This window comes from Actinokineospora inagensis DSM 44258, from assembly GCF_000482865.1.
In the GTDB taxonomy this organism is placed as follows: Bacteria; Actinomycetota; Actinomycetes; order Mycobacteriales; family Pseudonocardiaceae; genus Actinokineospora; species Actinokineospora inagensis.
Window position 1 is genome coordinate 1 of record NZ_AXWW01000029.1, and the last position, 21,326, is coordinate 21,326.

General features: G+C 71.1%; 25 protein-coding genes. 5 read left to right on the plus strand and 20 right to left on the minus strand.

What is annotated here, in order from left to right:
- Positions 1 to 33: 33 nt before the first annotated feature.
- Genes H504_RS0112415 through dnaG form a run of 3 tightly spaced genes read right to left on the minus strand, consistent with a single transcriptional unit; the run spans position 34 to position 3,286 of the window.
- Positions 34 to 798 (minus strand): trans-aconitate 2-methyltransferase, encoded by a 765-nt coding sequence (locus H504_RS0112415; protein WP_026423034.1) that lies wholly within the window; start codon positions 796 to 798, stop codon positions 34 to 36.
- 51 nt (positions 799 to 849) lie between these two features.
- Positions 850 to 1,377, minus strand: a complete 528-nt coding sequence (locus tag H504_RS0112420; protein ID WP_051385768.1) for a hypothetical protein — start codon at positions 1,375 to 1,377, stop codon at positions 850 to 852.
- Between the two features lie 4 nt (positions 1,378 to 1,381).
- Complete coding sequence (dnaG, locus tag H504_RS0112425) at positions 1,382 to 3,286, minus strand: DNA primase (protein WP_026423036.1); 1,905 nt, start codon at positions 3,284 to 3,286, stop codon at positions 1,382 to 1,384.
- A gap of 90 nt (positions 3,287 to 3,376) precedes the next feature.
- Here dnaG and H504_RS34700 point away from each other — a divergent pair, with 90 nt between their 5' ends.
- Positions 3,377 to 4,354, plus strand: a complete 978-nt coding sequence (locus tag H504_RS34700; RefSeq protein WP_084467615.1) for a sigma-70 family RNA polymerase sigma factor — start codon at positions 3,377 to 3,379, stop codon at positions 4,352 to 4,354.
- Positions 4,355 to 4,721: 367 nt separating this feature from the next.
- Here the strand turns inward: H504_RS34700 and H504_RS0112435 are convergent, their stop codons facing one another.
- The 3 genes from H504_RS0112435 to H504_RS0112445 form a co-directional block, all read right to left on the minus strand.
- On the minus strand, positions 4,722 to 5,801 hold the full coding sequence (locus H504_RS0112435; protein ID WP_026423037.1) for a serpin family protein: 1,080 nt from the start codon (positions 5,799 to 5,801) through the stop codon (positions 4,722 to 4,724).
- A gap of 121 nt (positions 5,802 to 5,922) precedes the next feature.
- Complete coding sequence (locus H504_RS0112440) at positions 5,923 to 7,185, minus strand: deoxyguanosinetriphosphate triphosphohydrolase (protein ID WP_035304183.1); 1,263 nt, start codon at positions 7,183 to 7,185, stop codon at positions 5,923 to 5,925.
- 18 nt (positions 7,186 to 7,203) lie between these two features.
- Positions 7,204 to 7,788, minus strand: a complete 585-nt coding sequence (locus H504_RS0112445) for a YdcF family protein (RefSeq protein WP_425394056.1) — start codon at positions 7,786 to 7,788, stop codon at positions 7,204 to 7,206.
- 211 nt (positions 7,789 to 7,999) lie between these two features.
- Here H504_RS0112445 and H504_RS34705 point away from each other — a divergent pair, with 211 nt between their 5' ends.
- A complete protein-coding gene (locus tag H504_RS34705; protein WP_157440367.1) occupies positions 8,000 to 8,806 on the plus strand; it encodes a hypothetical protein in 807 nt (268 codons plus the stop codon).
- Positions 8,807 to 8,976: 170 nt separating this feature from the next.
- On the opposite strand, the gene H504_RS0112455 is transcribed toward H504_RS34705, so the two are convergent.
- Together H504_RS0112455 and H504_RS0112460 are read right to left on the minus strand one after the other, a co-directional pair.
- On the minus strand, positions 8,977 to 10,371 hold the full coding sequence (locus H504_RS0112455) for a glycine--tRNA ligase (RefSeq protein WP_026423040.1): 1,395 nt from the start codon (positions 10,369 to 10,371) through the stop codon (positions 8,977 to 8,979).
- 89 nt (positions 10,372 to 10,460) lie between these two features.
- On the minus strand, positions 10,461 to 10,835 hold the full coding sequence (locus H504_RS0112460; protein ID WP_026423041.1) for an antibiotic biosynthesis monooxygenase: 375 nt from the start codon (positions 10,833 to 10,835) through the stop codon (positions 10,461 to 10,463).
- 26 nt (positions 10,836 to 10,861) lie between these two features.
- Between H504_RS0112460 and H504_RS0112465 the strand changes: the two genes are divergently transcribed.
- The 3 genes from H504_RS0112465 (at position 10,862) to H504_RS34715 (ending at position 12,185) form a co-directional block, all read left to right on the plus strand.
- A complete protein-coding gene (locus H504_RS0112465; protein WP_342668773.1) occupies positions 10,862 to 11,179 on the plus strand; it encodes a DUF6703 family protein in 318 nt (105 codons plus the stop codon).
- Positions 11,180 to 11,331: 152 nt separating this feature from the next.
- Entirely contained in the window at positions 11,332 to 11,712 is a 381-nt protein-coding gene (locus tag H504_RS34710; RefSeq protein ID WP_084467602.1) for an ArsR/SmtB family transcription factor, read from the plus strand.
- Entirely contained in the window at positions 11,709 to 12,185 is a 477-nt protein-coding gene (locus tag H504_RS34715; RefSeq protein ID WP_245614217.1) for a Fur family transcriptional regulator, read from the plus strand. Before H504_RS34710 ends, H504_RS34715 begins: the two co-directional genes overlap by 4 nt.
- Positions 12,186 to 12,205: 20 nt before the next feature.
- Here H504_RS34715 and H504_RS0112480 read toward each other — a convergent pair whose 3' ends face one another.
- The 12 genes from H504_RS0112480 to H504_RS0112535 form a co-directional block, all read right to left on the minus strand.
- Positions 12,206 to 12,970 carry a TIGR03943 family putative permease subunit gene (locus H504_RS0112480; protein ID WP_026423043.1) on the minus strand — a complete coding sequence of 255 codons (765 nt, stop codon included), beginning with the start codon at positions 12,968 to 12,970 and terminating at the stop codon, positions 12,206 to 12,208.
- Complete coding sequence (locus H504_RS0112485; protein ID WP_051385771.1) at positions 12,970 to 13,995, minus strand: permease; 1,026 nt, start codon at positions 13,993 to 13,995, stop codon at positions 12,970 to 12,972. Before H504_RS0112485 ends, H504_RS0112480 begins: the two co-directional genes overlap by 1 nt.
- A gap of 235 nt (positions 13,996 to 14,230) precedes the next feature.
- Positions 14,231 to 14,632, minus strand: coding sequence for a hypothetical protein (locus tag H504_RS0112490; RefSeq protein WP_026423045.1), 402 nt, complete (start codon positions 14,630 to 14,632; stop codon positions 14,231 to 14,233).
- Positions 14,629 to 15,477 carry an isoprenyl transferase gene (locus H504_RS0112495; RefSeq protein ID WP_026423046.1) on the minus strand — a complete coding sequence of 283 codons (849 nt, stop codon included), beginning with the start codon at positions 15,475 to 15,477 and terminating at the stop codon, positions 14,629 to 14,631. Before H504_RS0112495 ends, H504_RS0112490 begins: the two co-directional genes overlap by 4 nt.
- Before the next feature lie 73 nt (positions 15,478 to 15,550).
- A complete protein-coding gene (gene recO, locus H504_RS34720; RefSeq protein WP_051385772.1) occupies positions 15,551 to 16,333 on the minus strand; it encodes a DNA repair protein RecO in 783 nt (260 codons plus the stop codon).
- A gap of 28 nt (positions 16,334 to 16,361) precedes the next feature.
- Positions 16,362 to 16,655, minus strand: a complete 294-nt coding sequence (locus H504_RS34725) for a DUF2752 domain-containing protein (protein ID WP_051385773.1) — start codon at positions 16,653 to 16,655, stop codon at positions 16,362 to 16,364.
- 17 nt (positions 16,656 to 16,672) lie between these two features.
- Entirely contained in the window at positions 16,673 to 17,581 is a 909-nt protein-coding gene (gene era, locus H504_RS0112510) for a GTPase Era (protein ID WP_035304185.1), read from the minus strand.
- 50 nt (positions 17,582 to 17,631) lie between these two features.
- Positions 17,632 to 17,961, minus strand: coding sequence for a hypothetical protein (locus H504_RS34730; protein WP_035304186.1), 330 nt, complete (start codon positions 17,959 to 17,961; stop codon positions 17,632 to 17,634).
- Positions 17,958 to 18,293, minus strand: a complete 336-nt coding sequence (locus H504_RS0112520; RefSeq protein WP_026423048.1) for a hypothetical protein — start codon at positions 18,291 to 18,293, stop codon at positions 17,958 to 17,960. The genes H504_RS34730 and H504_RS0112520 overlap by 4 nt, the downstream gene beginning before the upstream one ends.
- Positions 18,294 to 18,295: 2 nt before the next feature.
- Entirely contained in the window at positions 18,296 to 19,636 is a 1,341-nt protein-coding gene (locus tag H504_RS34735) for a hemolysin family protein (protein ID WP_084467605.1), read from the minus strand.
- A gap of 6 nt (positions 19,637 to 19,642) precedes the next feature.
- Positions 19,643 to 20,182, minus strand: coding sequence for an rRNA maturation RNase YbeY (ybeY, locus tag H504_RS0112530; RefSeq protein WP_026423049.1), 540 nt, complete (start codon positions 20,180 to 20,182; stop codon positions 19,643 to 19,645).
- A gap of 22 nt (positions 20,183 to 20,204) precedes the next feature.
- Positions 20,205 to 21,269, minus strand: coding sequence for a PhoH family protein (locus H504_RS0112535; protein WP_084467607.1), 1,065 nt, complete (start codon positions 21,267 to 21,269; stop codon positions 20,205 to 20,207).
- Positions 21,270 to 21,326: the final 57 nt, after the last annotated feature.

Here is a 21,326-nt window from a genome sequence, read left to right on the forward strand (position 1 = left end):
CCCCCCCGGCGCGGCCGGGGGGTACCACCGAGTTCAGCGGACGCGGGCGACGAAGAAGACGCGGCGGAACGGGAACCAGGTGGTGCCGTCCGGGCGGCGGGGGTAGGCCTCGGCCAGTCGCGGGGCGAGCTGGGACCGGAAGTCCGGCCACTCGTCGTCGGTGAGCTCGGCGCGGATGGGGCGCAGGGCGGTGCCGGTGATCCACTCCAGCACGGCGTCGTCGCCGTCGAGGCGCTGCAGGTAGGTGGTTTCCCAGGCGTCCACCTCGCAGCCCGCGGCGCTGAGGAGTTCGGCGTAGCCGTCGGGGTTGAGGGTGGCGTCCTCCTCGCGCAGGCGCACCCGTTCGAGGCGGTCGTACCACTGGGGTTCGGCGACGAGCTCGCGGATCAGGGCGTGCGACGGGGCGTTGAAGTTGCCGGGGACCTGGACACCGAGCCAGGCGCCCGTGGGCAGCGCGGCGACCCACCGGGGCAGCAGGTCGGGGTGCTCGGGGACCCACTGCAGGGCCGCGTTGCTGATCACCACGTCGGTCAGCTCGTCGGGAACCCACGCGCGCAGGTCGGACTGGCCGGCCGCGACCCCCCGGGACTGGGCCGCGGCGACCATCTCGGCCGAGGAGTCGATCGCCGTAAGGCGGGTGTTCGGCCAGCGCTGGGCCATGGTGACGGTGAGGTTGCCGGGGCCGCAGCCGAGGTCGACCACCGCCCGCGGGCTCTCCGCGCGAACCCGGGCGAGCAGGTCGAAGAAGGGGCGGGCCCGGTGGTCGCTGAAGCTCAGGTATTTCGCCGGATCCCACATGGACGCCTCCCAAATAAACCGTACGTACGTACTGTTACAGTACCGCGTCGGTCAGACGTCCGCGAGCCCTTCACCCATCCGTTCGGCGACCTCGTGCGCGATGGACCGCACCAGGTCCAGGTCGGCCCCGGGATCGGGCCGGACCTGCAGCACCGTGCCGTCCCGACCGGGCACCTTGCGCTGCACGAACCACGCGCCCCCACCGGGCAGATCGCGGTGGTGGCGGGACCGGATCGACCCGGTGACCCGCCGGTGCACGGCCTGCGGCAGCTTCCCGGGGCGCTCGACGACGAACCGCAGGGGCGCCCGGTCGGCGAGCACCACGGCCTCCCCGGCGGACTCCACCTCGTCCGCCTCGGTGATCACGAAGGTGCCGTTGTCCCAGGTCGCCTTGGACACCAGGTGCCAGCCGATCCGCCGCGGGCCGTCGTCGGTGGGCACCCACAGGCCCAGCGTGGACGCGGCCAGCAGCCCGCCGCCGCGCACCGGCGACCAGGACACGATCGCCTCGGTGGGCGCCAGCGCGCCGGTGAACCCCGGGGGCGTGCCCCGGAACAGCCTGGCCAGCAACCCGCTCACCGGGTCACTCCATGCCGCCGCGGGCCTGCATCCCCAACGCCTTGTGCCACTCCTCCATTGCTACCAGATCCCCCCAGAGCGCCCGCGCCTCGTCCGGCTGTTCCACCGGGGACACCCGCTGCAGCCGGGACTTGATGTCGGCGATCTGCCGTCCGACCAGTTCCCGCTGCAGCGCGGCGAGGATGGCGGCGGCGTAGCGCTCCGCGGCGGCGTTCTTGTTCGGCAGCGGCATCGGCTCCACGGCCAGTTCGCTGACCAGCCTGCGCACGGTCGGCGCGACGCAGTTCCTGGTGACCGCCTCCAACAGCTCCGCGCCCGCGAGCCCGCTGGCGGCGCCGCCCGCGTCGAGCACGGCCCGGTGCACCACGGTGTACGCCGGGTGGGTGAACGCGTCGACCGGGATCGAGTCGTACATCGGCCCAGCCAGCGCGGGCTCCTGCAGGGCCAGCTTGAGGACCTCCCGCTGGGCGCGCAGCAGCACGTCGTCCGGGGCGGGCCGCGGCGGGCCGTCGGCCTCGACGGCCAGGGCGCCCTGGTTCGGGTTCGCCGCGACGCGCGCCCGCCGGGCCGGGGCGACCCCGGCGGTCTCGCGGACCCGGCGGACCACGGTCAGCGGGTCGTCCCAGCCGACCCAGCCCGCGAGCTGGCGGGCGTAGTCGTCGCGCAGCGAGTGGTCCTTGATCCGGGCGACCAGCGGGACGGTGCGGCGCAGCGCCTCGACCCTGCCCTCGGCGGTCTCCAGGTCGTGGGTGGCCAACTCGGCGCGGATGGCGAAGGTGAACAGCGGCCGCCTGCGCGCCACCAGGTCCTTCACCGCCACGTCGCCCTTGGCCTGGCGCAGCTCGCACGGATCCATGCCGTCCGGGGCGATGGCGATGAAGGTCTGCGCGGCGAACTCCTGCTCGCCCTCGTCGAACGCCTTGCGCGCGGCCTTCTGACCGGCCTCGTCGCCGTCGAAGGTGAAGATCACCTCACCGCGGAAGGCGTCGTCGTCCATCAGCAGCCTGCGCAGCACCTTGATGTGGTCGACCCCGAACGCGGTGCCACACGAGGCGACCGCGGTGGGCACCCCAGCGGCGTGCATGGCCATCACGTCGGTGTAGCCCTCGACGACGACGACCTGGTGCCGCTTGGCGATCTCCCGCTTGGCCATGTCCAGGCCGAACAGCACGGTGGACTTCTTGTAGATCGGGGTTTCCCTGGTGTTGAGGTACTTGGCCTGGATCTGGTCGTCGTCGAAGATGCGCCGCGCGCCGAAGCCGACCACGTCGCCGCCGATGTCCTTGATCGGCCACAGCAGCCGCCGGTGGAACTGGTCGATCGGCCCCTGCCTGCCCTCCTTGACCAGACCGCCCTTGATCAGCTCGTCCACCTCGAACCCGCGACCGAGCAGGTACTTGGTGAGCTTGTCCCAACCCACCGGGGCGAACCCGCAACCGAACGTGGTCGCGGCGGCCTCGTCGAAACCGCGCTGGGCGAGGAACTCGCGGGCCTTCACCGCTTCCGGGGTGCGCAGTTGCTCCGCGTAGAACTCCTGCGCGGCCTTGTGCGCGTCGACCAGCCGGGACCGGGTGCCGCGGTCGCGCTGAACGCTGGTGCCGCCGCCCTCGTAGGTCAACTGCAACCCGACCCGCTCGGCGAGCCGCTCCACGGCCTCGACGAACGACAGGTGGTCCATCTTCATCACGAACGCGATGACGTCGCCGCCCTCACCACAGCCGAAGCAGTGGAAGGTGCCGTGCGTGGACCGCACGTTGAACGACGGCGTCTTCTCGTCGTGGAACGGGCACAGCCCCTTGAGCGCCCCCCCACCGGCGCGGCGGAGCTGCACGTACTCGCCCACCACGTCGTCGATCCGGCTGCGCTCACGGACCTGCGCGATGTCACTTTCCCGGATGCGTCCAGCCACGGTCGTCCAGTCTATGCGTGCGGTGCGGCTCACCCCGACCAGGGCGGGGCCGCTCATTACGATGGCGGTGTGACGGTCACCGACGAGGCCATGGCCCGGGACTTCCAGGCGCACCGCGACCACCTGATGGGCGTGGCCTACCGACTCACCGGCACCCGCGCCGACGCCGAGGACGCCGTCCAGGAAACCTGGCTCCGACTGTCCACAGTGGAGGAACCTGGCGCCATCCGGAACCTGCGCGCCTGGCTGACCACGGTGGTCGGCCGGGTCTGCCTCGACCGGTTGCGCTCCGCCACCGCCCGCCGGGAGAGCTACGTCGGCCCGTGGCTGCCCGAGCCGGTGGTGACCCCGCTGGGCTCCCCGGTCGGCGAGGACCCGCTCGACGCCGCCGTCCGCGACGACGGCCTGCGCATCGCCGCCCTCCTCGTCCTCGACCACCTCACCCCGGAACAGCGGGTCGCGTTCGTCCTGCACGACGCCTTCGACGTGCCGTTCGCCGACATCGCGGGCACCCTGGGCTGCACCGAGGCGACCGCCCGCCAGCACGCCACCCGGGCCCGGCGGGCCATGGCCAAAGCCGATCCGCCCGCCAGGGCAACGCTCGACGAGCAACGCGCCGTGGTCGAACGCTTCGTCGCCGCCATCGCCTCCGGTGACATCAGCCGGGTGCTGTCGCTGCTCCACCCGAACACCGTCCTGATCGGCGACGGCGGCGGCAAGGCCCGCACCGCCCGCCACCTCATGGTCGGCCCGGACAAGGTGGCCCGGTTCTTCCTCGGCCTGTACCGCCTGCACGGCTTCCTCACCCTCGCGGGCCAACCGGTCCTGGTCAACGGTGACCTCGGTGTCCTGCTCACCGAGATCCCAGCGGGCCCGCACAACGGCGGCCGCGACCGCCGCATCACCACCTTCGCCCTCCGCGACGGCCTCATCACCGCCATCTACGACATCGTCAACCCGGACAAGCTGACCACCATCCCCGACCAGCCCGACGACTCGACTCCGACCACCCCGAACGGCAACCCGGCCGAACAGCCCCACCAGTCCCACGACCAGCCCGGCGACTGACGTCCAGCGATCACCCAGGCCAGACCACACTCGCCTGAAGACGCCCGGCAACCACGCCCAACGAGCCCCCTTTACCCAACGGTCTCCGCTTGCCCTACGGCTTCCGCCTGCCCTACCGACTCCACCCGGCCGGCCAGTCCCACCCGACCATTGAGTTCCGCTCGCCCAACGGACTCTATCCCTCCAACGGGCTCCGACACGGACCCCGCTCGTCCAACAGGCTCTGCTCGTCCAACGACCTCCGCGCACCGGGTGACCATCCCGGCGCGAACGGTGCCCGGCGGACCGGGAGTCCACATGCGACGCTCGGAACGCGCCCAGAACCACCTCACTCATGATTGTCCCCCTTTTTCAGTCAACGATTCGGTCAAGACGGGTCGGTGACCCGGGCCAGGAAGTACACGGCGCCCGCCGTGCGGTGGCGGACGACGAGCAGGAACGGGCGGTCGACGGTGATGTCGATCGGCTTGGGCGGGATGGACATCAGGCCGATCAGACCCGCTGTCGCGGCGGCGCCCTCCAGGCCGTTCTCGTCCACGCGGAGCACCGACTCGTGCAGGATCGACTGGGCGTACAGCGGCGCGGAACTGATCGCGGACAGGTCGGCCGCCGGGGTGAAGACGGTGGTGACACCGAGTTGGTTGAGCGGACCGGTGAGATCGGCCTGGGTCGAGATGTCCAGCTTCGGCATGCGGAGGTGGACCTGGGTCGGTTCGAGCGCGGCGAACAGCGCGGCCAGCGAATCCCCGGTCAGGTTTGCCTCGGCCGGGGCGAACGGGCCCTCGGGCAACAGGACGACGGCTTGGACGGCGCCGACAGCGGGGATGCCGATGGCCTGCCAACCTCCCCGGGACACGTACGGCAACTCGCCGGTGACCCGCATCATCGGCAGGTTGACGCTGCCCACCGGCGTGGCGAACGGGCTTTCGCCCTCCTCCGGGTCGAACTTGTGCAGCCAGGAGGACTTCAGGTACAGCGCGTTGACCACTGTGGACACTGTGTCGGAGCGGATCGACCCGGCGGGCAGCAGTTCCGGGATGAGGCCGCGGGTGGTCTCGGCGACGTCGGCGTTGATGTCGGCGCGGGCCTTCTCCGGCTCGGCCAGGAACGGGGCGTTGCGGACCGTTCCCGCCAAATCCGCCAGGCGCTCGGTGAAGCCGGGGTCGATGTCGATGGCGGCGTCGGCCCACAGGGTGTTCGCCACCGCGATGGCCGGGGTTTCCTGGCCTTGCCAGGGCTCGTCGAGCGTGCTCGCGGCGGTGAGCACGCGGGTTGTCTCGTCGAGATCTCCGAGCAGGGCGCGCAACTCCGCCTCGGTCTGACCGCGGGCTCCCCTGGTCAGCAGGGTGAGCGCGCTCGCCGCCGAGAACGGTGACCAGCACACCTGCACGGTCGGGTTCTCGGCGACGACGCGGTGCACGGCGAGGGCGAAGTCCAAATGCGACACTGTGTTCTCCCGCTGGTCGTGGCCGGTTCCTCCGGATGCCGACCAGTGTGCCGGCTCAGCGGGATTCGTCGCGGAAGTTGTCCACAGGCCCTTGACAAGGCTCCCCGTGGCGGAACACCGCCTAACAGAACGCGGAGTGCCAGCTCGCGGCCTGCGCGTCGGTCAGCGAGGCGACCTGGTCGACGACCACACGCAGCCGTCCGGCGTCGTCGGCGGCCGCGTGCCAGGCGGGTTGGAAGGCGGGTTCCAGCGCGGTCGGGGCGCGGTCGGCGAGGGTGGCGACCAGGTCGGCGATGACCTCGCGTTGGCGGGCCTGCAGGGCGAGCCGGTCGGGGTCGCTCATCACGTAGTGCACGGCCATCGCCTTGAGCAGGGCGACTTCGGCGGCGACCAGCGGTGGCACGACCAGGTCGGCGGCGTACCTCGTCAACGGGTCCGGGCCGTGGACCGAGCGGGTTCCGGTAACGGCTGCCGCTGCGAAGCGGCCGACCAGTTCACTGGTCAACCGCTTGAGCGCCACCTGCGCGCCGAGCGACCCGTCGTACTCTTGGCCGACCAACTCACGCACGACAGGTAGCGCCAACAGTCCCGTGGCCGCTTCTTCCAGCAGTGACAAGGGTTCTGTGGAGAAGTGCTTGGCAGCGAGCTCCGCGACAACTGCCCGTTCTACCGGATCTGCCAACGACGGCAGGGAGATCCGGCCGGAGCGCACTCCGTCTTCGACGTCGTGCACGGAGTAGGCGACGTCGTCAGACCAGTCCATTACCTGCGCCTCTAGGCACTGTCGGCCATCGGGCGCACCGACGCGCATCCAGTAGAAGACAGGCAAGTCGTCGTCGTAAGCACCGAACTTGGCCATCCCGGGTCTACGCGGCCACGGGTACTTGGTGGCGGCGTCGAGGGAGGCTCGCGCGAGGTTGAGACCGTGCAGGGCACCGTCGTCGCCGAGGACCTTCGGTTCGAGGCGGGTCAGGATCCGCAGGGTCTGCGCGTTGCCCTCGAAGCCGCCGCAGGGCTCGGCGACCCGGTTGAGAGCCTGCTCCCCGTTGTGACCGAACGGCGGGTGACCGATGTCGTGCGCCAACCCGGCCGTGTCGACGACGTCCGGATCGCAGCCCAGTTCATCGGCGATACCGCGACCGATCTGCGCCACCTCCAACGAATGGGTCAACCTCGTTCGGGGGATGCCGTGTACCTCTGAACCCTCGTGTGGTCCGACCACCTGGGTCTTACCCGCGAGCCTGCGCAACGCGGCCGAGTGCAGCACCCGCGCACGATCCCGGTTGAACGCCGTTCTGGCAGCGGGGGTCGACCCTGCCAGCACCGCACCCTTGGGCGGCTCGGCGAACAGGCGCTCAGTGTCCTGATCGGTATAACCGTGCACAGACAGAGCCTACGTCCGTCAGCCGACTTCTTCGTCCAGAGCGATGCCGTCGGCGGAAGCGTTGGTCGAGCGGTAGTACAAGAGGGCCGCCGTCTCCCGCAGGATGTAGCGCGCCTGGGTCTCCCGCGTCTGGACGATCGGGCCCGAGTGTGTCGGCGAGGTCCAGGCGTCCAGGCCAGCGTCCTTGGCCATGGTGCGGGCGCGCAGCGAGTGCCACGGGTCGCTGACGATCACCGCCGTCGACCAGCCGCTCTGCTTGGCCTTCTCGGCGACCGCCTTCAGCGTCCCGAGCGTGTCGTTGCCTTCCCCGACCGTGACGACCTTGTCGTCGGGGACCCCGTGCTCGACCAGCCACCGGCGACCGGCCTCGGCCTCGGTGAACCGATCACCGGCCCGACGCCCACCGCCGGTGACGATGTGGTTCGCCACGCCCTGCTCGTAGAGGGCCTTGGCCTGGCGCAGCCGGGCCTCCAGCACCTTGGACGGTTTGCCCGCGTACTGCGCCGCGCCCAGGACGACCACGATGTCGGCCCGGTCCCGGTTGTCGATGCGGGCGACCTGCCACACCCGGAACGCGGTACCGCCCACGACGAGGATCCCCATCAACAGCACGCCGATGAGCAGCCTGCGCAGGAACCGGCGAACCGGGCGGGGGTGGGGAGGCACGCGGAGCATCCTTCCAGAACGGTCGGTCGTCGCCCTGGGTCGGGCCGGTCAAGGCGAATCCCCGGAAGTTATCCACAATCGCCACGGCTGTACACAGGTCCGCGGCCGGGGGTTCCGAGTACTCGTGAACCAGGGTTACCTCGGTCCCATGCGAACGAACCGCACGAACGCCGATGTGATCGTCCTGGCCGACTCCGGACCGGGCAGGCTCCGCCGACTCCGCGCCGCGCTGCACCTCGCCCACCCCGACGCCGTTGTCACCGGGCGGGAAGCCCTGTGGCTCAACGGGGTGTCGGTGCCGCCGCGGGGCGCGGTGCACCTCGTCGTCCCGGTCGAACGGCCCAGCCGGGCAGACGGGTCGGTCATCGTGGAGCACTCCACGCGCATGCCGGACCCGTTGTGGCGGCGCGGCATCCCGACCGCCCCGGTGGCGCGGGCGACGGTCGACGCGTGTCGGCGGATGTCCGTGGCCGAGGAGGTCCGCGCGCTGATCCGGACCACCGAGGATCACGTGCCGATCGGGGATCTGCACGGGGAACTGGCTCGGGCGCCTGCCCGGGGGACCATGACGCTGCGCCGGGTGCTGGCGGACATCGATCGTGGGTTGCGCGCGGACTCGGCGCGGGCGGCGGCCGACCTGATCGCGCTGGCCGGGTTGCCGCCGCCGAGGTGGACAGCCCGGCTGAGCACCGTGGCGGACGTGCACCTGGCTGTGGTGGACGCGTGGTGGGACGACATCGGGCTGGCGTGGGACTGCGACCTGCACCAGCCCTGGAACCCGCGACCGGAGACCAGGGCACTCACCCGCGCGGCCCGGCTGACTGCGGTGGGCATCGTGCCGGTGCACACCGATCCGGCGCGGGTGCTGCTGGAACCCCGAGCGGTGGCGGGCGAACTGCGCGGCGCCTACCAGTTGGCGACGGCTCGCCCGCGGCCGCGGGTGGTCATGTCCTGAAGTGGAACGAGGTCCGGACCATGCCGTGTACACGAACCGAGGAGGAGACCATGGTTGAGATCACCCCGAGCGCCCGCCCTGAGCACCGGGGCAAGCGAGATCGCCGGAGGCACGCCCTAAGACCACCCCGAGCCCGCAGACCAGGAGAGCGCCGGGGTGCCCTGCTGGAGTCAGCAGCCGATGAGGTGGCCCGCGAGATAGGACTCGAGGTTGTCGATGGAGACGCGGTTCTGCGACATCGTGTCGCGTTCGCGGACGGTGACGGCGTGGTCGTTGAGGGTGTCGAAGTCGACGGTCACGCAGAACGGGGTGCCGATCTCGTCCTGCCTGCGGTAGCGGCGGCCGATGGCGCCCGCGTCGTCGAAGTCGACGTTCCAGTGCTTGCGGAGGGCGGCGGCGACGTCGCGCGCCTTCGGGGACAGATCCGCGTTGCGGGACAGCGGCAGCACGGCGACCTTGACCGGCGCCAGACGGCGGTCGAGGCGGAGGACGACGCGCTTGTCGATGCCGCCCTTGGCGTTGGGGGCCTCGTCCTCGACGTAGGCGTCCAGCAGGAAGGCCATCATGGGGCGGCCGACACCGGCCGCCGGTTCGATGACGAAGGGGCGGTAGCGGGAGTTGGTGGCCTGGTCGAAGTACGACAGGTCGACACCGGAGTGGTTGGAGTGCGTGGTCAGGTCGAAGTCGGTGCGGTTGGCGACGCCCTCCAGCTCGCCCCACTCCTGGCCGCCGAACTGGAAGCGGTACTCGATGTCCACCGTGCGCTTCGAGTAGTGCGACAGCTTCTCCCGCGGGTGCTCGTAGAGCCGCAGGTTGTCCTTGCTGATGCCCAGGTCGGTGTACCAGCGGGTCCGCTCGTCCACCCAGTACTGGTGCCATTCGTCGTCGGTGCCGGGCTCGACGAAGAACTCCAGCTCCATCTGCTCGAACTCGCGGGTCCGGAAGATGAAGTTGCCCGGGGTGATCTCGTTGCGGAACGACTTGCCGATCTGGCCGATGCCGAACGGCGGCTTGCGCCGCGAGGTGGTCTGCACGTTGAGGAAGTTCACGAAGATGCCCTGCGCCGTCTCCGGCCGCAGGTAGTGCATGCCCTCCTCGCTCTCGACCGGACCGAGGTGGGTCTTGAGCATCATGTTGAACTCGCGCGGCTCGGTGTACTGGCCGCGGGTGCCGCAGTTCGGGCACGGCACGTCGGACACGTCGTTCTCGGCGTTCTCGGCGACGTCCTTGCCGGTGCGGGCCGCGTACTCCTCCGCCAACTGGTCCGCGCGGAACCGCTTGTGGCAGGACGTGCACTCCACCAGCGGGTCGTGGAACGCGTTGACGTGCCCGGAGGCCGCCCACACCTGGCGCGGGAGGATCACCGACGAGTCGAGCCCGACCACGTCCTCCCGGCCCTGCACCACGCTTTTCCACCACGCGCGCTTGATGTTGTCCTTCAGCTCGACCCCGAGCGGGCCGTAGTCCCAGGCCGACCGCGTCCCGCCGTAGATCTCCCCAGACGGGTAGACGAAGCCACGGCGCTTGCACAGGCTGACGACGGTGTCGATCCGGTCGGCTGGCACGACCCCTCCTGCTCGGGACTCAACGGGCGAGGTAGCCAGCGTAGTCTCCGCGGCCCGCTGGGCCGTCCGGGGGACGCCTCCGCGCGAGATCAGCGGGCGGTGGTAGGTCCCGACGCCTCACCGAGGCGCACCGTGTCCGCGTCGGCGGCGAGCAGGCTGACGTGCTGCCGGACCTCGCCGGTCTGCGCCTCCAGCACGACCTCGTACGCGGCGGGTTCGGTGGTGTCGGCCCGGCCGAGGAACGGGATGACCTCGGTCCGCACGTCGAACGGCGACAGCGCCCGCCGGTACGCCGACACGGACGCGAACTCGACGGTCAGCACCCACGTGTCGGCCACCTCGGTGGAGCGCGCCAGCAGACCGCGCAGGCACCCGGGTTGGGCCAGCAGCAGTTCGAGCGCGCGGCGGGCCCGTTCGGTGAACGGCTCCGCCTCGGCGGCGGTGAACCTGGCGATCAGCAGCACGTGGTGCGCCCTTCTCCGGCAACGGGATGCGAGGATGCGGCACCGTATACCCACCGAGCCGGGGAGGGATCGTGCGGCGGACGCGTGCGACGAGGACACCGCTGCTGGCGGGCAGCGGACCGCTGGCCAAGGTGCCCGCGGGCCTGGTTTTCCTGCTGGTCATCGCCCTGTTCACCACGGGGGTGCTGGTCGGCGGCCCGCTCGGGGCGCTCCTGCTCGGGGTGTTGGCGGCCGGGGTCGCCGTGTTGCTGGCCGCGACCTGGCGGGTGCTGGCGCCCGTGCAGCGGGTCGGGCGCGTGGTGATCCTGGTGCTGCTGGTGGCGATCGCGCTGAAAGTGCTGTGACCGCACCGGATCCGCGCCATCGGGATGATCACTCGAACGGCCCGGCGAACTGTGTGTGAACGAGAGGTGGGAACAAGGGCCGCTGTCAGCGGGAAATACGCCTAAGATGAACACGGTAACCATCACCCGTCCCCCGGGAAGAGGAGAGGACGATGTCGATCGTGACCTCGGGAGAGCCGCGGGCAGCCGCCGAGCAGCACGAACACTCGTCCGACCGCCCGGTGGTCCAGACCGCGCACCGCCGCCCGACGGCGACCCTCGGCGCGGCGGGCGACCTGCTGCGCGCGTTGGCCGCGCCGGTGCGGATCGCCATCGTGCTGGAGCTGCGAGTGGCGAACCGCTGCGTGCACGAACTGGTCGACGCGCTCGGCGTGGCCCAGCCGCTGATCAGCCAGCACCTGCGCGTGCTCAAGTCGGCCGGGGTGGTCTACGGGGAGCGGCACGGCCGGGAGGTCGTCTACCGCCTTGTGGACGAGCACCTTTCGCATATCGTCGTCGACGCAGTTGCCCACGTGGAGGAAGGCGACCGGTGACGACGGAACGAACATCGGCGACCGTGCCGGGCAGGCGGTCGACCCGACAGCGAACGGCGGTTGCCCACCTGCTCGACCAGCTCGACGAGTTCCGCTCGGCCCAGGAACTGCACGAGGAGCTGCGCAAACGGGGCGAGGGCATCGGGTTGACCACGGTGTACCGCACCCTGCAGTCGCTGGCCGACGCGGGCGAGATCGACGTCCTGCGCACCGACTCGGGCGAGGCGATCTACCGCCGTTGCTCCAGCCACCACCACCATCACCTGGTGTGCCGGGTGTGTGGGCACACGGTGGAGGTGGAGGGCCCGGCGGTGGAGCGCTGGGCCGACCGGGTGGCGGCGGAGAACGGTTTCGCCGAGATCAGCCACACCGTGGAGATCTTCGGCACCTGCGCGCGCTGCACCGGGCACCTCCCGGTTGGTCCCCTCACCGTGCACCTGACCGACGAGATCCCGGCCGATCCCCTGCCCTAGCCCGCGGTCGGCCGCCGACGTCACGTCTCGTAGGGGTTTTCCGGCTGGTGGATGCGGGTGATCGACCGGACGTCAAGGGTGGAGACGTACTCGTCGGTGAGGGTTCCGGTGCCGGGGCGGAGTCGGCCGACCACGTGCAGCCACGTGTCGTTGGTGAGCCCGGTGAGGTCGCCGCCCGCCAGTTTGACCTTGACCGGGAAGGCGTCCGCGGCGCAGCAGGCGATGACGAGGCGGGCGAGGTAGGTGTCCTTGCCCTGCACGGCGATGAAGCCGGTGAGCTGGACCTCGCGGTTGGTCAGCGAGTTGAGCGAGTCGAACGAGGCCCGCGCGGAGAAGTCGCTCATGGTGACCGGGACCGGGTTTCCCGGTGGTAGCGGGGAGAACGCCATCTTCGACGTGCCGCTCGCGACCCGGGTGGTGGCGACCCGGGTGTCCGCCCGGTTGATCGAGTCGGCGCCGAGGGCGGGTGGGGCGATCAGGAAGATGGCCAGCACCGGGACCACCAGCAGCCACGCGCTGCGGGCCTGGTGCTGGTGGCCGTCCACGTCATGGTCGTCATGGTCGTCAGCGTCATGGTGGGCGTGTTCGGGATCCTCGGTGGCGCGCTTGCCGAACAGGTCGCGGGCGATGGAGACGAGGGCGAGGACCAGCATCACCGCGCCGCCGCCGAGCAGCCAGTACCGGTGCGACGGCTTGACGTACTGCAGGTAGGCGCCGGTGATGCTGATCTTGAGCAGCGCCCCGCCGACCAGCACCAGCAGGATGTTCTGGGTTTCCCGCCGCATCACGCGCCCCCGAGGAAGACCAGGCCGGACAACACGGCGCAGCAGACCGCGACCACCAGGGTGGCCGGGGCGAACCGGAGCGCGAACCGCTTGCCGAACGTGCCGACCTGCAGTGCGAACAGCTTCACGTCGATCGCCGGTCCGACCACCAGGAACACCAGTTTCGGCAGCAGCGGCATCCCGGCGATGGAGGCGGCGACGAACGCGTCCGCCTCGCTGCACAGGGCCAGGAACAGGGCGAGCACGGCCATCACGAACACGCCGAGCACGACCTGCGAGCCCAGCGAGTCGACCCACGCGCGCGGGATGACGACGTTGAGCACCGCCGAGGTGAGGCCGCCGATGACCAGGAATCCGGCCGCGTCGACCAGGTCCGCCCGGGACGACTCGAAGAACAGCCGCCACCGGGACCGACCGTCCAACTCGGCGGCGCGGCGCAGGGCGCGCTCCACGATCCACTCGGCCTTGCCGAACCGCGCCCACAGCCAGCCCATGACGATCGCCGTCCCCAGCGACCCGGCCAGCCGGGCGAAGACCATCCCGGGGTTGTTCGGGAACGCGACGCTGGTGGCGACCAGCACGACCGGGTTCACCGCGGGTGCCGCGAGCAGGAACGCCAGGGCCACCGACGACGGCACGCCCTGCTGCATCAGCCTGCGGGCCACCGGGACGGCCGCGCACTCGCAGGTCGGCAGCGCCACCCCGGCCACCCCGGCGATCGGCACCGCGAACACCTGGCGGCGGGGCAGCAGCCGGTTGAGCACCCGCCCCGGGATGAACGCGGCGATCGCCCCGCTGATCAGCACGCCGAGGACGAGGAACGGCAGCGCCTGCACGCAGACCGCCACGAAGATCGTCGACGCCGTGCGCACCGCCGGGGCGTCCAGCCACCGCACCAACTGGTCCTGCCCGAACAGGGCGACGACCAGGACGACGCACAGCACCTCCAGCGAGGTCACCCGCCGCCCGGACGGTCTTCCCGCCCTCGGCGCCTCGGTGATCTCCGCACTGGTTCCCGTGCTCATCCGCCCCTCCCCACTGGCCACCCAGCACACCCCCGGTTACTACGACGCCCGAGGGCATCCGGGGTGTAGCGGGCCGCCGAATTCCCCGACCGAGGTGAGCAGGCCCACTGCCTCACCCGTCGAATGATGCCGGCCCTGGCACCGCCGCGGGCGGCCGGGTTGAACTGCGTTCAACGGTCATACCAGCTCATTCACACCAATCGGGGGCGGTTTCCGACAAGCGGACCGGACCGGGTCAACCCTGGTCGAGCAGTTCCACGCGCAGTTGGGACGCGGTGGACACGACCAGCATCAGCAGGGTGCCCAGCGCGGGCAGCGCAAGCCCCTCAGCCGGGAAGGCGTAACGGAGGGTGACATCCATCCCCCGCTCGGTGTGCACCACGCCGAGGGTGCCGAACAGGCCCTGGCCCGCGCGTTCGGCGGCCGACACGGCCAGTTCGCGGTCGTCGGGCAGGTCCCACGCGACGACGCAGGTCAGGCTGAGCACGATCAGGCCCTCGACGAGCTCCATGGCCTGGACCGCGCACGGCACGTCGGCGTGCCGGAAGGTGAGCGCGCCGTCGCTGTCGACGGTGACGTCGTGGTAGCTCTCCAGGGCCTCGCGGGCGCGGCCGATGAGGTCGGTCTCGGTGGTCATTCGGCCTCGGTCTCCTCGGCGAGTTTGGCGGCGACCTCGGCGGAGTCGGCTGCCCCGCCGAACCGCCGGTCGCGACGGGCGTAGGTCTCGATGGCGTCCCACAGGTGCACCCGGTCGAAGTCGGGCCACAGGTGGTCCTGGAACACCAGTTCGGCGTACGCGGACTGCCACAGCATGAAGTTCGACGTGCGCTGCTCACCGGACGGCCGGATGAACAGGTCGACGTCGGGCATGTCCGGCCGGTACAGGTGGCGGGCGACGGTGCGCTCGTCCACCTTCTCCGGGTTGATCTTCCCGGCGGCGACCAGCCTGGCGATCTCCCTGGCGGCGTCGCCGATCTCGGCGCGGCCGCCGTAGTTGATGCACATCGCCAGGTTGAGCACCGTGTTGTGCTGGGTGCGCTCCTCGGCGACCTCGAGCTCGGTGATCACGCTCTGCCACAGCCGGGGGCGTCGACCGGCCCAGCAGACCCGCACGCCCATCTCGTCGAGCTCGTCGGTGCGGTGCCGGATGACGTCGCGGGAGAAGCCCATCAGGAACCGGACCTCCTCCGGGCTGCGCCGCCAGTTCTCCGTGGAGAACGCGTAGAGCGAGAGCCACTTGACGCCCATCTCGATGCAGCCGCGCGCGGCCTCGACGACCCTGGCCTCGCCCCGTTTGTGGCCCTCGACCCGGGTCAGCCCGCGCTGGTTGGCCCAGCGGCCGTTGCCGTCCATGACGATGGCGACGTGCCGGGGGACGAACTCGGCGGGGATGGCGGGGGGTCGGGCGCCGGAGGGGTGCGGCTCGGGGGGCGAGATCGGTCGCCCCGCGCTGTGCCTGCTGGTGCGCCGCCGTCGCAGCATCGGTCCCGCAACCTCCCCATTCCCACCGGAATCCAGCCGCCGATGCTACCCGGCGGTCCACTGCGGACCGGGGTCAGCCCTCGCCTGCCTCGACCGGGGTCGGCCGGGGCGCCGGACCGGTGAACGGGCGGCGTTCCACCAGCGGGAGCGACCGCAGTTGCCGTTCCAGGTGCCACTGCAGCAGGGCGGCGACCAGGCCGCTCGCCTCGCGGCGGGTCGAGTCGGTGGCGGCCTCCGCGTGCGCCCAGCGGCCGTTGGCCAGGGCGTCCAGCAGCCGCAGCACATCGATCGGGGGGCTGGCCGAGCCCGGCGGTTTGCAGCGCGGGCACACCGAGCCGCCCGCGTGCACGTTGAACGCCCGGTGCGGACCCGGTTCACCGCACCGGGCGCACTCGGTGACGGCGGGCGACCAGCCCGCGAAAGCCAAGGCGCGCAACAGGAACGCGTCGAGCACCAGGGAGGCGTCCCGCTCGCCGTCGGCCAGTGCCCGCAGCGCGCCCGCCACCAGCAGGTACAGCCGCAGCACCGGCTCGCCCTCCTCGGCGGACATCCGGTCGGCGGTCTCCAGCACCGCGCACCCGGCGGTGTAGCGCTGGTAGTCGCCGACGATGCCGGCGCCGAACGCGTCCAGGGTCTGCACCTGGGTGATCACGTCCAGCGTGCGGCCGGTGTAGAACTGCACGTCGACGTGCGCGAACGGCTCGACCCGGGCGCCCAGCCGGGAGGTGGTGCGGCGCACGCCCTTGGCGACGGCGCGGACCTTGCCGTGCTTCTGGGTGATCAGCGTGATGATCCGGTCGGCCTCGCCGAGCTTCTGCACGCGCAGCACGACGCCGGTGTCGCGGTACAGGCTCATCGGCGCATCCTCCCACGTCGACCGGGGTTCACACGTACAGACCGGCGGCCGGGATGTTGCGCACCACGAACCACACCGCGACCACAGCCAACGTCGCGTACCGGCTCCACGTCCAGTCCAGCCACGTCGACACCTTCCTCGACCGGACCCGGCCCACCACCCAGGCGGCGCCGACCCAGCCGAACAGCACCAGGAACACCAGGCTGACCGCGTTGTAGTGCACCGCGTCGGCCCAGCGGCCGCGCAGCAGGCTCAGCAGCATCCGCGTTCCGCCGCAGCCGGGGCAGCACAACCCGGTCAACGCCTTGACCGGGCACTCCACGTCAGCACCGCCCCACGTCAGAACCCGAGGCGGCGCAACTGCTTCGGGTCGCGCTGCCAGTCCTTGGCGACCTTCACGTGCAGGTCGAGGTAGACCCGGCTGCCGAGCAGACCCTCGATCTGGCGACGGGCGGTCGACCCGACGTGCTTGAGCCGCTCGCCGCGGTGACCGAGCACGATGCCCTTCTGGCTGGCCCGCTCCACGTACAGCAGGGCGTGCACGTCGACCATGTCGTCGCGTCCCTCGCGCGGGACGATCTCCTCGATGGTGACCGCGATGGAGTGCGGCAACTCGTCGCGCACCCCCTCCAGCGCGGCCTCCCGGATCAGCTCGGCGACCAGCGTGGCCTCCGGCTCGTCGGTCAGCTCGCCGCCCGGGTAGAGCTGCGGGCCCTCCGGCATCCGGGCCACCAGCAGGTCGGTCAGGGTGGTCACCTGGAACCCGTCGACCGCCGACACCGGCACCAGTTCGGCGAACTCCATCACCTCCTGCAGCGCCAGCAGTTGCGCGCCCACCTGGTCGGGGGACACCAGATCGGTTTTGGTGATGATCCCGATGACCGGGGTGCGCCGGGCCACCTTGGTCAGCTCGGCGGCGATGAACCGGTCACCCGGGCCGACCTTCTGGTCGGCGGGCACGCAGAAGCCGACCACGTCGACCTCCGACCAGGTCTCCCGGACGATGTCGTTGAGCCGCTGCCCGAGCAGGGTCCGCGGCCGGTGCAGGCCCGGGGTGTCGACGATCACCAACTGGGCGTCGTCGCGGTGCACGATGCCGCGGATGGCGTGCCGGGTGGTCTGCGGCTTGTTGGACGTGATGGCGACCTTGCCGCCGACCAGCGCGTTGGTGAGTGTCGACTTCCCCGCGTTGGGCCTGCCGACGAAGCAGGCGAAACCGGAACGATGGCCCTGGGCGGTGCTTGTCACCAGGTCATTGTGCCCCTGGTCGCCCGGTCGGGGGTGACCGGTGCGGCCTGCTACCGCGTACCGGCGGGCGCGACCCGGTTGAGGGCGAGGGTGGCGGGCAGGTCGGTGCCGGGGCCACCGGCGGCCAGCCAGGCGTCGATGTCGTCGAGCACGGTGTCGTCGAGGACGAACCCGAGCCACACCGGTTTGGCGCCCTTGACCTGCACGACGACCACGTTGGACGTCTCGCAGGTGTCCAGGCACTCGGCGACGCGGACGGTGCCGCCGTGCCTGGCCGCGATCTCGCGGAGCCTGGTCAACTGCCTGCCGTGGTCGACCGTGGGGTGCTTCTTGACCGTCCCGCAGCAGCAGTCGCGACAGACGGTGATGAGCGGGCTCACCTGATGGTGTCGACGACGGTGCCCGCCGCGTCCGCGCGCAGCACGGGGGCGTCGGGGGCGAGGTCGTGCACGGCGGCCAGCGACTCGGAGTCGACGGCACCCGCGTCGGTGACGACGGCGGCGGCCTCCAGGCCAGTGGCCCCGCTGGACACGGCCGCGGCGACGGCGGCCTGCAGCGCGGTCAACCGCAGCGACGGGAGGGCGACGGTGACGGCGGCGTACGTGCGGCCGTCGGTGTCGCGGACCGCGGCACCCTCGGCGGCACCGGTCCTGGCCCGGCTGGACCGGGCCAGGGTGACGATCTTGGCGTCCTCCGGGTCGAGCTCAGCCACGCTCACCGCTCCTCTCCCACTCCGGTGCGCTCCCAGTCCTGGTCGTCGACCGGGACCTCGTCGACCGGGGGCGGCGGGTCGACCTGGCGCACGACCACGGAGGTGATCCGCACCCGGCCCCGGTTGTCCTTGCCGCCCTCGGCCCGGAACCGTAGCCCGGTGATCTCCGCCTCCGCCCCGGGAAGTGGCACACGTCCCAGCCGCTGGGCGAGCAGACCGCCGACGGTCTCCACGTCCTGACCCTCCAGCCGCAGCCCGAACAGCGCGCCGAGGTCCTCGACCGGCAGCCGGGAGGACACCCGCACGGCGCCGTCGTCGAGGTGCTCGACCGGGGGGCGGTCGTCGGTGTCGGACTCGTCGGTGATCTCGCCGACGATCTCCTCCAGGATGTCCTCGATGGTGAGCAGGCCCGCCGTGCCGCCGTACTCGTCGACCGCGATGGCCAGGTGGTTCTTGGAGACCTGCATCTCGCGCAGCAGGTCGTCGACGCGTTTCGTGTCGGGCACGAACGAGGCGGCGCCCATCACGTCGGCCACGGTGGCGGGCCGGTCGCGGTTGTCCAGGGTGGTGCGGACCAGGTCCTTGAGGTTGACCACGCCGACGATGTCGTCGACGCTCTCGCCGATCACCGGGATGCGGGTGTAGCCGGTGCGCAGGGACAGCGCGAGCGCCTGCCGGACGGTCTTGGTCTGCTCGATCCACACCATCTCGGTGCGCGGCACCATGACCTCGCGGGCGATCGTGCCGCGCAGCTCGAACACCGAGTGGATCATCTCGCGCTCGTCGGCGTCGACAACGCCGCGTTCCTCGGCCAGGTCGACCAGCTCGCGCAGCTCCACCTCGGAGGAGAACGGACCCTCGCGGAAGCCCTTACCGGGAGTGATGGCGTTACCGACGAGGATCAGGAATCGAGAGAGAGGACCCAGTACGGATCCAAGAGCGCGTACCGGTCCAGCGGCGATGAGCCCGACGCCGTAAGGATGTTGACGGCCGATGGTGCGCGGCCCGACACCGACCAACACGTACGACACGACGATCATGCCGACAGCGGCAACGAGCCCGGACAGCCACGGCGGGTTGATCGAGCGGGCGCAGACGAAGGTGACCATCACCGTCGCCGCCAGCTCGCAGCCCAACCTCAGCAACAGCAACAAGTTGATGTGCCGCGGCCGCTCCGAGACGACCGCCAGCAGTTGCCGCGCCCCCGCCCGACCGGCGCGGACCAACCCCTCGACCCGGGCCTTCGACACCGCTGAGAGCGACGCGTCAGCCGCGGCGAAACTACCCGCGGCCAGGACCAGCAGGACGGCGATGACCAGCAGACCGGCCGAATCGGCGGACACCTCGGGTCAGTCCTCGGGTTCGGCGAGACCGACCGCGCCGAGCAGCTTGTCGTCCTCCACCCGCTGCGCGGCCCGGCGGCGGGCGTCGGCGGCGGCGGTGCGGAAGTCGGCCAGGATCCGCTTCTGCAGGGTGAACATCTCCCGCTCCTCGGCGGGCTCGGCGTGGTCGTAGCCGAGCAGGTGCAGCACGCCGTGCACGGTCAGCAGGTGCAGCTCGTCGAGCAGGCTGTGCCCGGCGGTGCGGGCCTGGTCCTTGGCGAACGCCGGGCAGAGCACGATGTCGCCGAGCAGCGCCGGACCGGACTCGGAGGCGTCCGGGCGGCGGGCCGAGTCCAGCTCGTCCATCGGGAACGCCATCACGTCGGTGGGGCCGGGCAGGTCCATCCACCGCTCGTGCAGGTCGGCCATCACGTCCAGCTCGACCAGCAGCACGGACAGCTCGGCGAGCTTGCTGACGTTCATCCGGTCCAGCGCGAACCGGGCGGCGGCGACGATGGACGCCTCGTCCACCGCCACCCCCGACTCGTTGGCGATCTCGATGCTCACCGGGTCATTGTCCCCGTTCGCCCTACCGGCCCCCGCGCCTGCCCCCGCCTGCCCGCACGGGTCCGCGCTGCTCCTCGGCCGCGTCTTGGGCGACCTGCCAACGCTCGTACGCGTCGACGATGTCCGCGACCAGCCGGTGCCGCACCACGTCCGCGCTGCTCAGCTCGGCGAAGTGCACGTCGTCCACGCCGTCCAGGATGCCCTTGACCACCTTGAGGCCGCTGCGCTGCCCGCCGGGCAGGTCGATCTGGGTCGTGTCGCCGGTGACCACGATCTTCGAGCCGAACCCCAACCGGGTGAGGAACATCTTCATCTGCTCGGGGGTCGTGTTCTGCGCCTCGTCCAGGATGATGAACGCGTCGTTCAGGGTCCGACCGCGCATGTACGCCAACGGGGCGACCTCGATCGTGCCCGCCTGCATCAGCCGCGGGATCGACTCCGGGTCGATCATGTCGTGCAGCGCGTCGTAGAGCGGCCGCAGGTACGGGTCGATCTTCTCGTAGAGGGTGCCGGGCAGGAACCCCAGCCGCTCCCCCGCCTCGACCGCGGGCCGGGTCAGGATGATCCGGTTGACCTGCTTCGCCTGCAACGCCTGCACGGCCTTGGCCATCGCCAGGTACGTCTTGCCGGTACCGGCCGGGCCGAGCCCGAAGACGATCGTGTTCGCGTCGATCGCGTCCACGTACCGCTTCTGGTTCAGCGTCTTCGGCCGGATCGTGCGGCCACGGCGGGACAGGATGTCCAGGCTCAGCACCTCGGCGGGCGACTCGGCCGAGTCCGACGACAGCATGGCGACCGTCCGCCGCACCGTGTCCGGCCCGACCTGCTGCCCGCGCGCGGCCATGGTGGTCAACTCGGTGAACACGCGCTCCGCGAACGCCACGTCCGCGGACGCCCCCGACAACGTCACCTCGTTGCCGCGAACGTGCACGTCGGCGTCCAGCAACTCCTCGGCCACGCGCAGGTTCTCGTCCCGGCGCCCCAGCAGCGCCAACACGGCGGCCTCCGGGACGGCGAACCTCGACTGCGCGTCGTGCGTCGGCGTGGCAGGAGTACGGGGGTTCTCCCCAGGTGCGGTACCCGTCACGTGCCCTCGGTCCTGCCTTCTGCGCCCACGCGCCTCCGGTGCTCCAGCCCCACCGAT

Excerpts from the sequence above, each read along its gene's own strand:
- H504_RS0112415 (WP_026423034.1), bottom strand. The coding sequence starts at position 798 with ATGTGGGATCCGGCGAAATACCTGAGCTTCAGCGACCACCGGGCCCGC.
- H504_RS34700 (WP_084467615.1), top strand. The coding sequence starts at position 3,377 with ATGGCCCGGGACTTCCAGGCGCACCGCGACCACCTGATGGGCGTGGCC.
- H504_RS0112445 (WP_425394056.1), bottom strand. The coding sequence starts at position 7,788 with ATGGGGATCCTCGTCGTGGGCGGTACCGCGTTCCGGGTGTGGCAGGTC.
- H504_RS34705 (WP_157440367.1), top strand. The coding sequence starts at position 8,000 with ATGCGAACGAACCGCACGAACGCCGATGTGATCGTCCTGGCCGACTCC.
- H504_RS0112465 (WP_342668773.1), top strand. The coding sequence starts at position 10,862 with ATGCGAGGATGCGGCACCGTATACCCACCGAGCCGGGGAGGGATCGTG.
- H504_RS34710 (WP_084467602.1), top strand. The coding sequence starts at position 11,332 with ATGTCGATCGTGACCTCGGGAGAGCCGCGGGCAGCCGCCGAGCAGCAC.
- H504_RS0112480 (WP_026423043.1), bottom strand. The coding sequence starts at position 12,970 with ATGCGGCGGGAAACCCAGAACATCCTGCTGGTGCTGGTCGGCGGGGCG.
- H504_RS0112485 (WP_051385771.1), bottom strand. The coding sequence starts at position 13,995 with ATGAGCACGGGAACCAGTGCGGAGATCACCGAGGCGCCGAGGGCGGGA.
- H504_RS0112490 (WP_026423045.1), bottom strand. The coding sequence starts at position 14,632 with ATGACCACCGAGACCGACCTCATCGGCCGCGCCCGCGAGGCCCTGGAG.
- H504_RS0112495 (WP_026423046.1), bottom strand. The coding sequence starts at position 15,477 with ATGCTGCGACGGCGGCGCACCAGCAGGCACAGCGCGGGGCGACCGATC.
- recO (WP_051385772.1), bottom strand. The coding sequence starts at position 16,333 with ATGAGCCTGTACCGCGACACCGGCGTCGTGCTGCGCGTGCAGAAGCTC.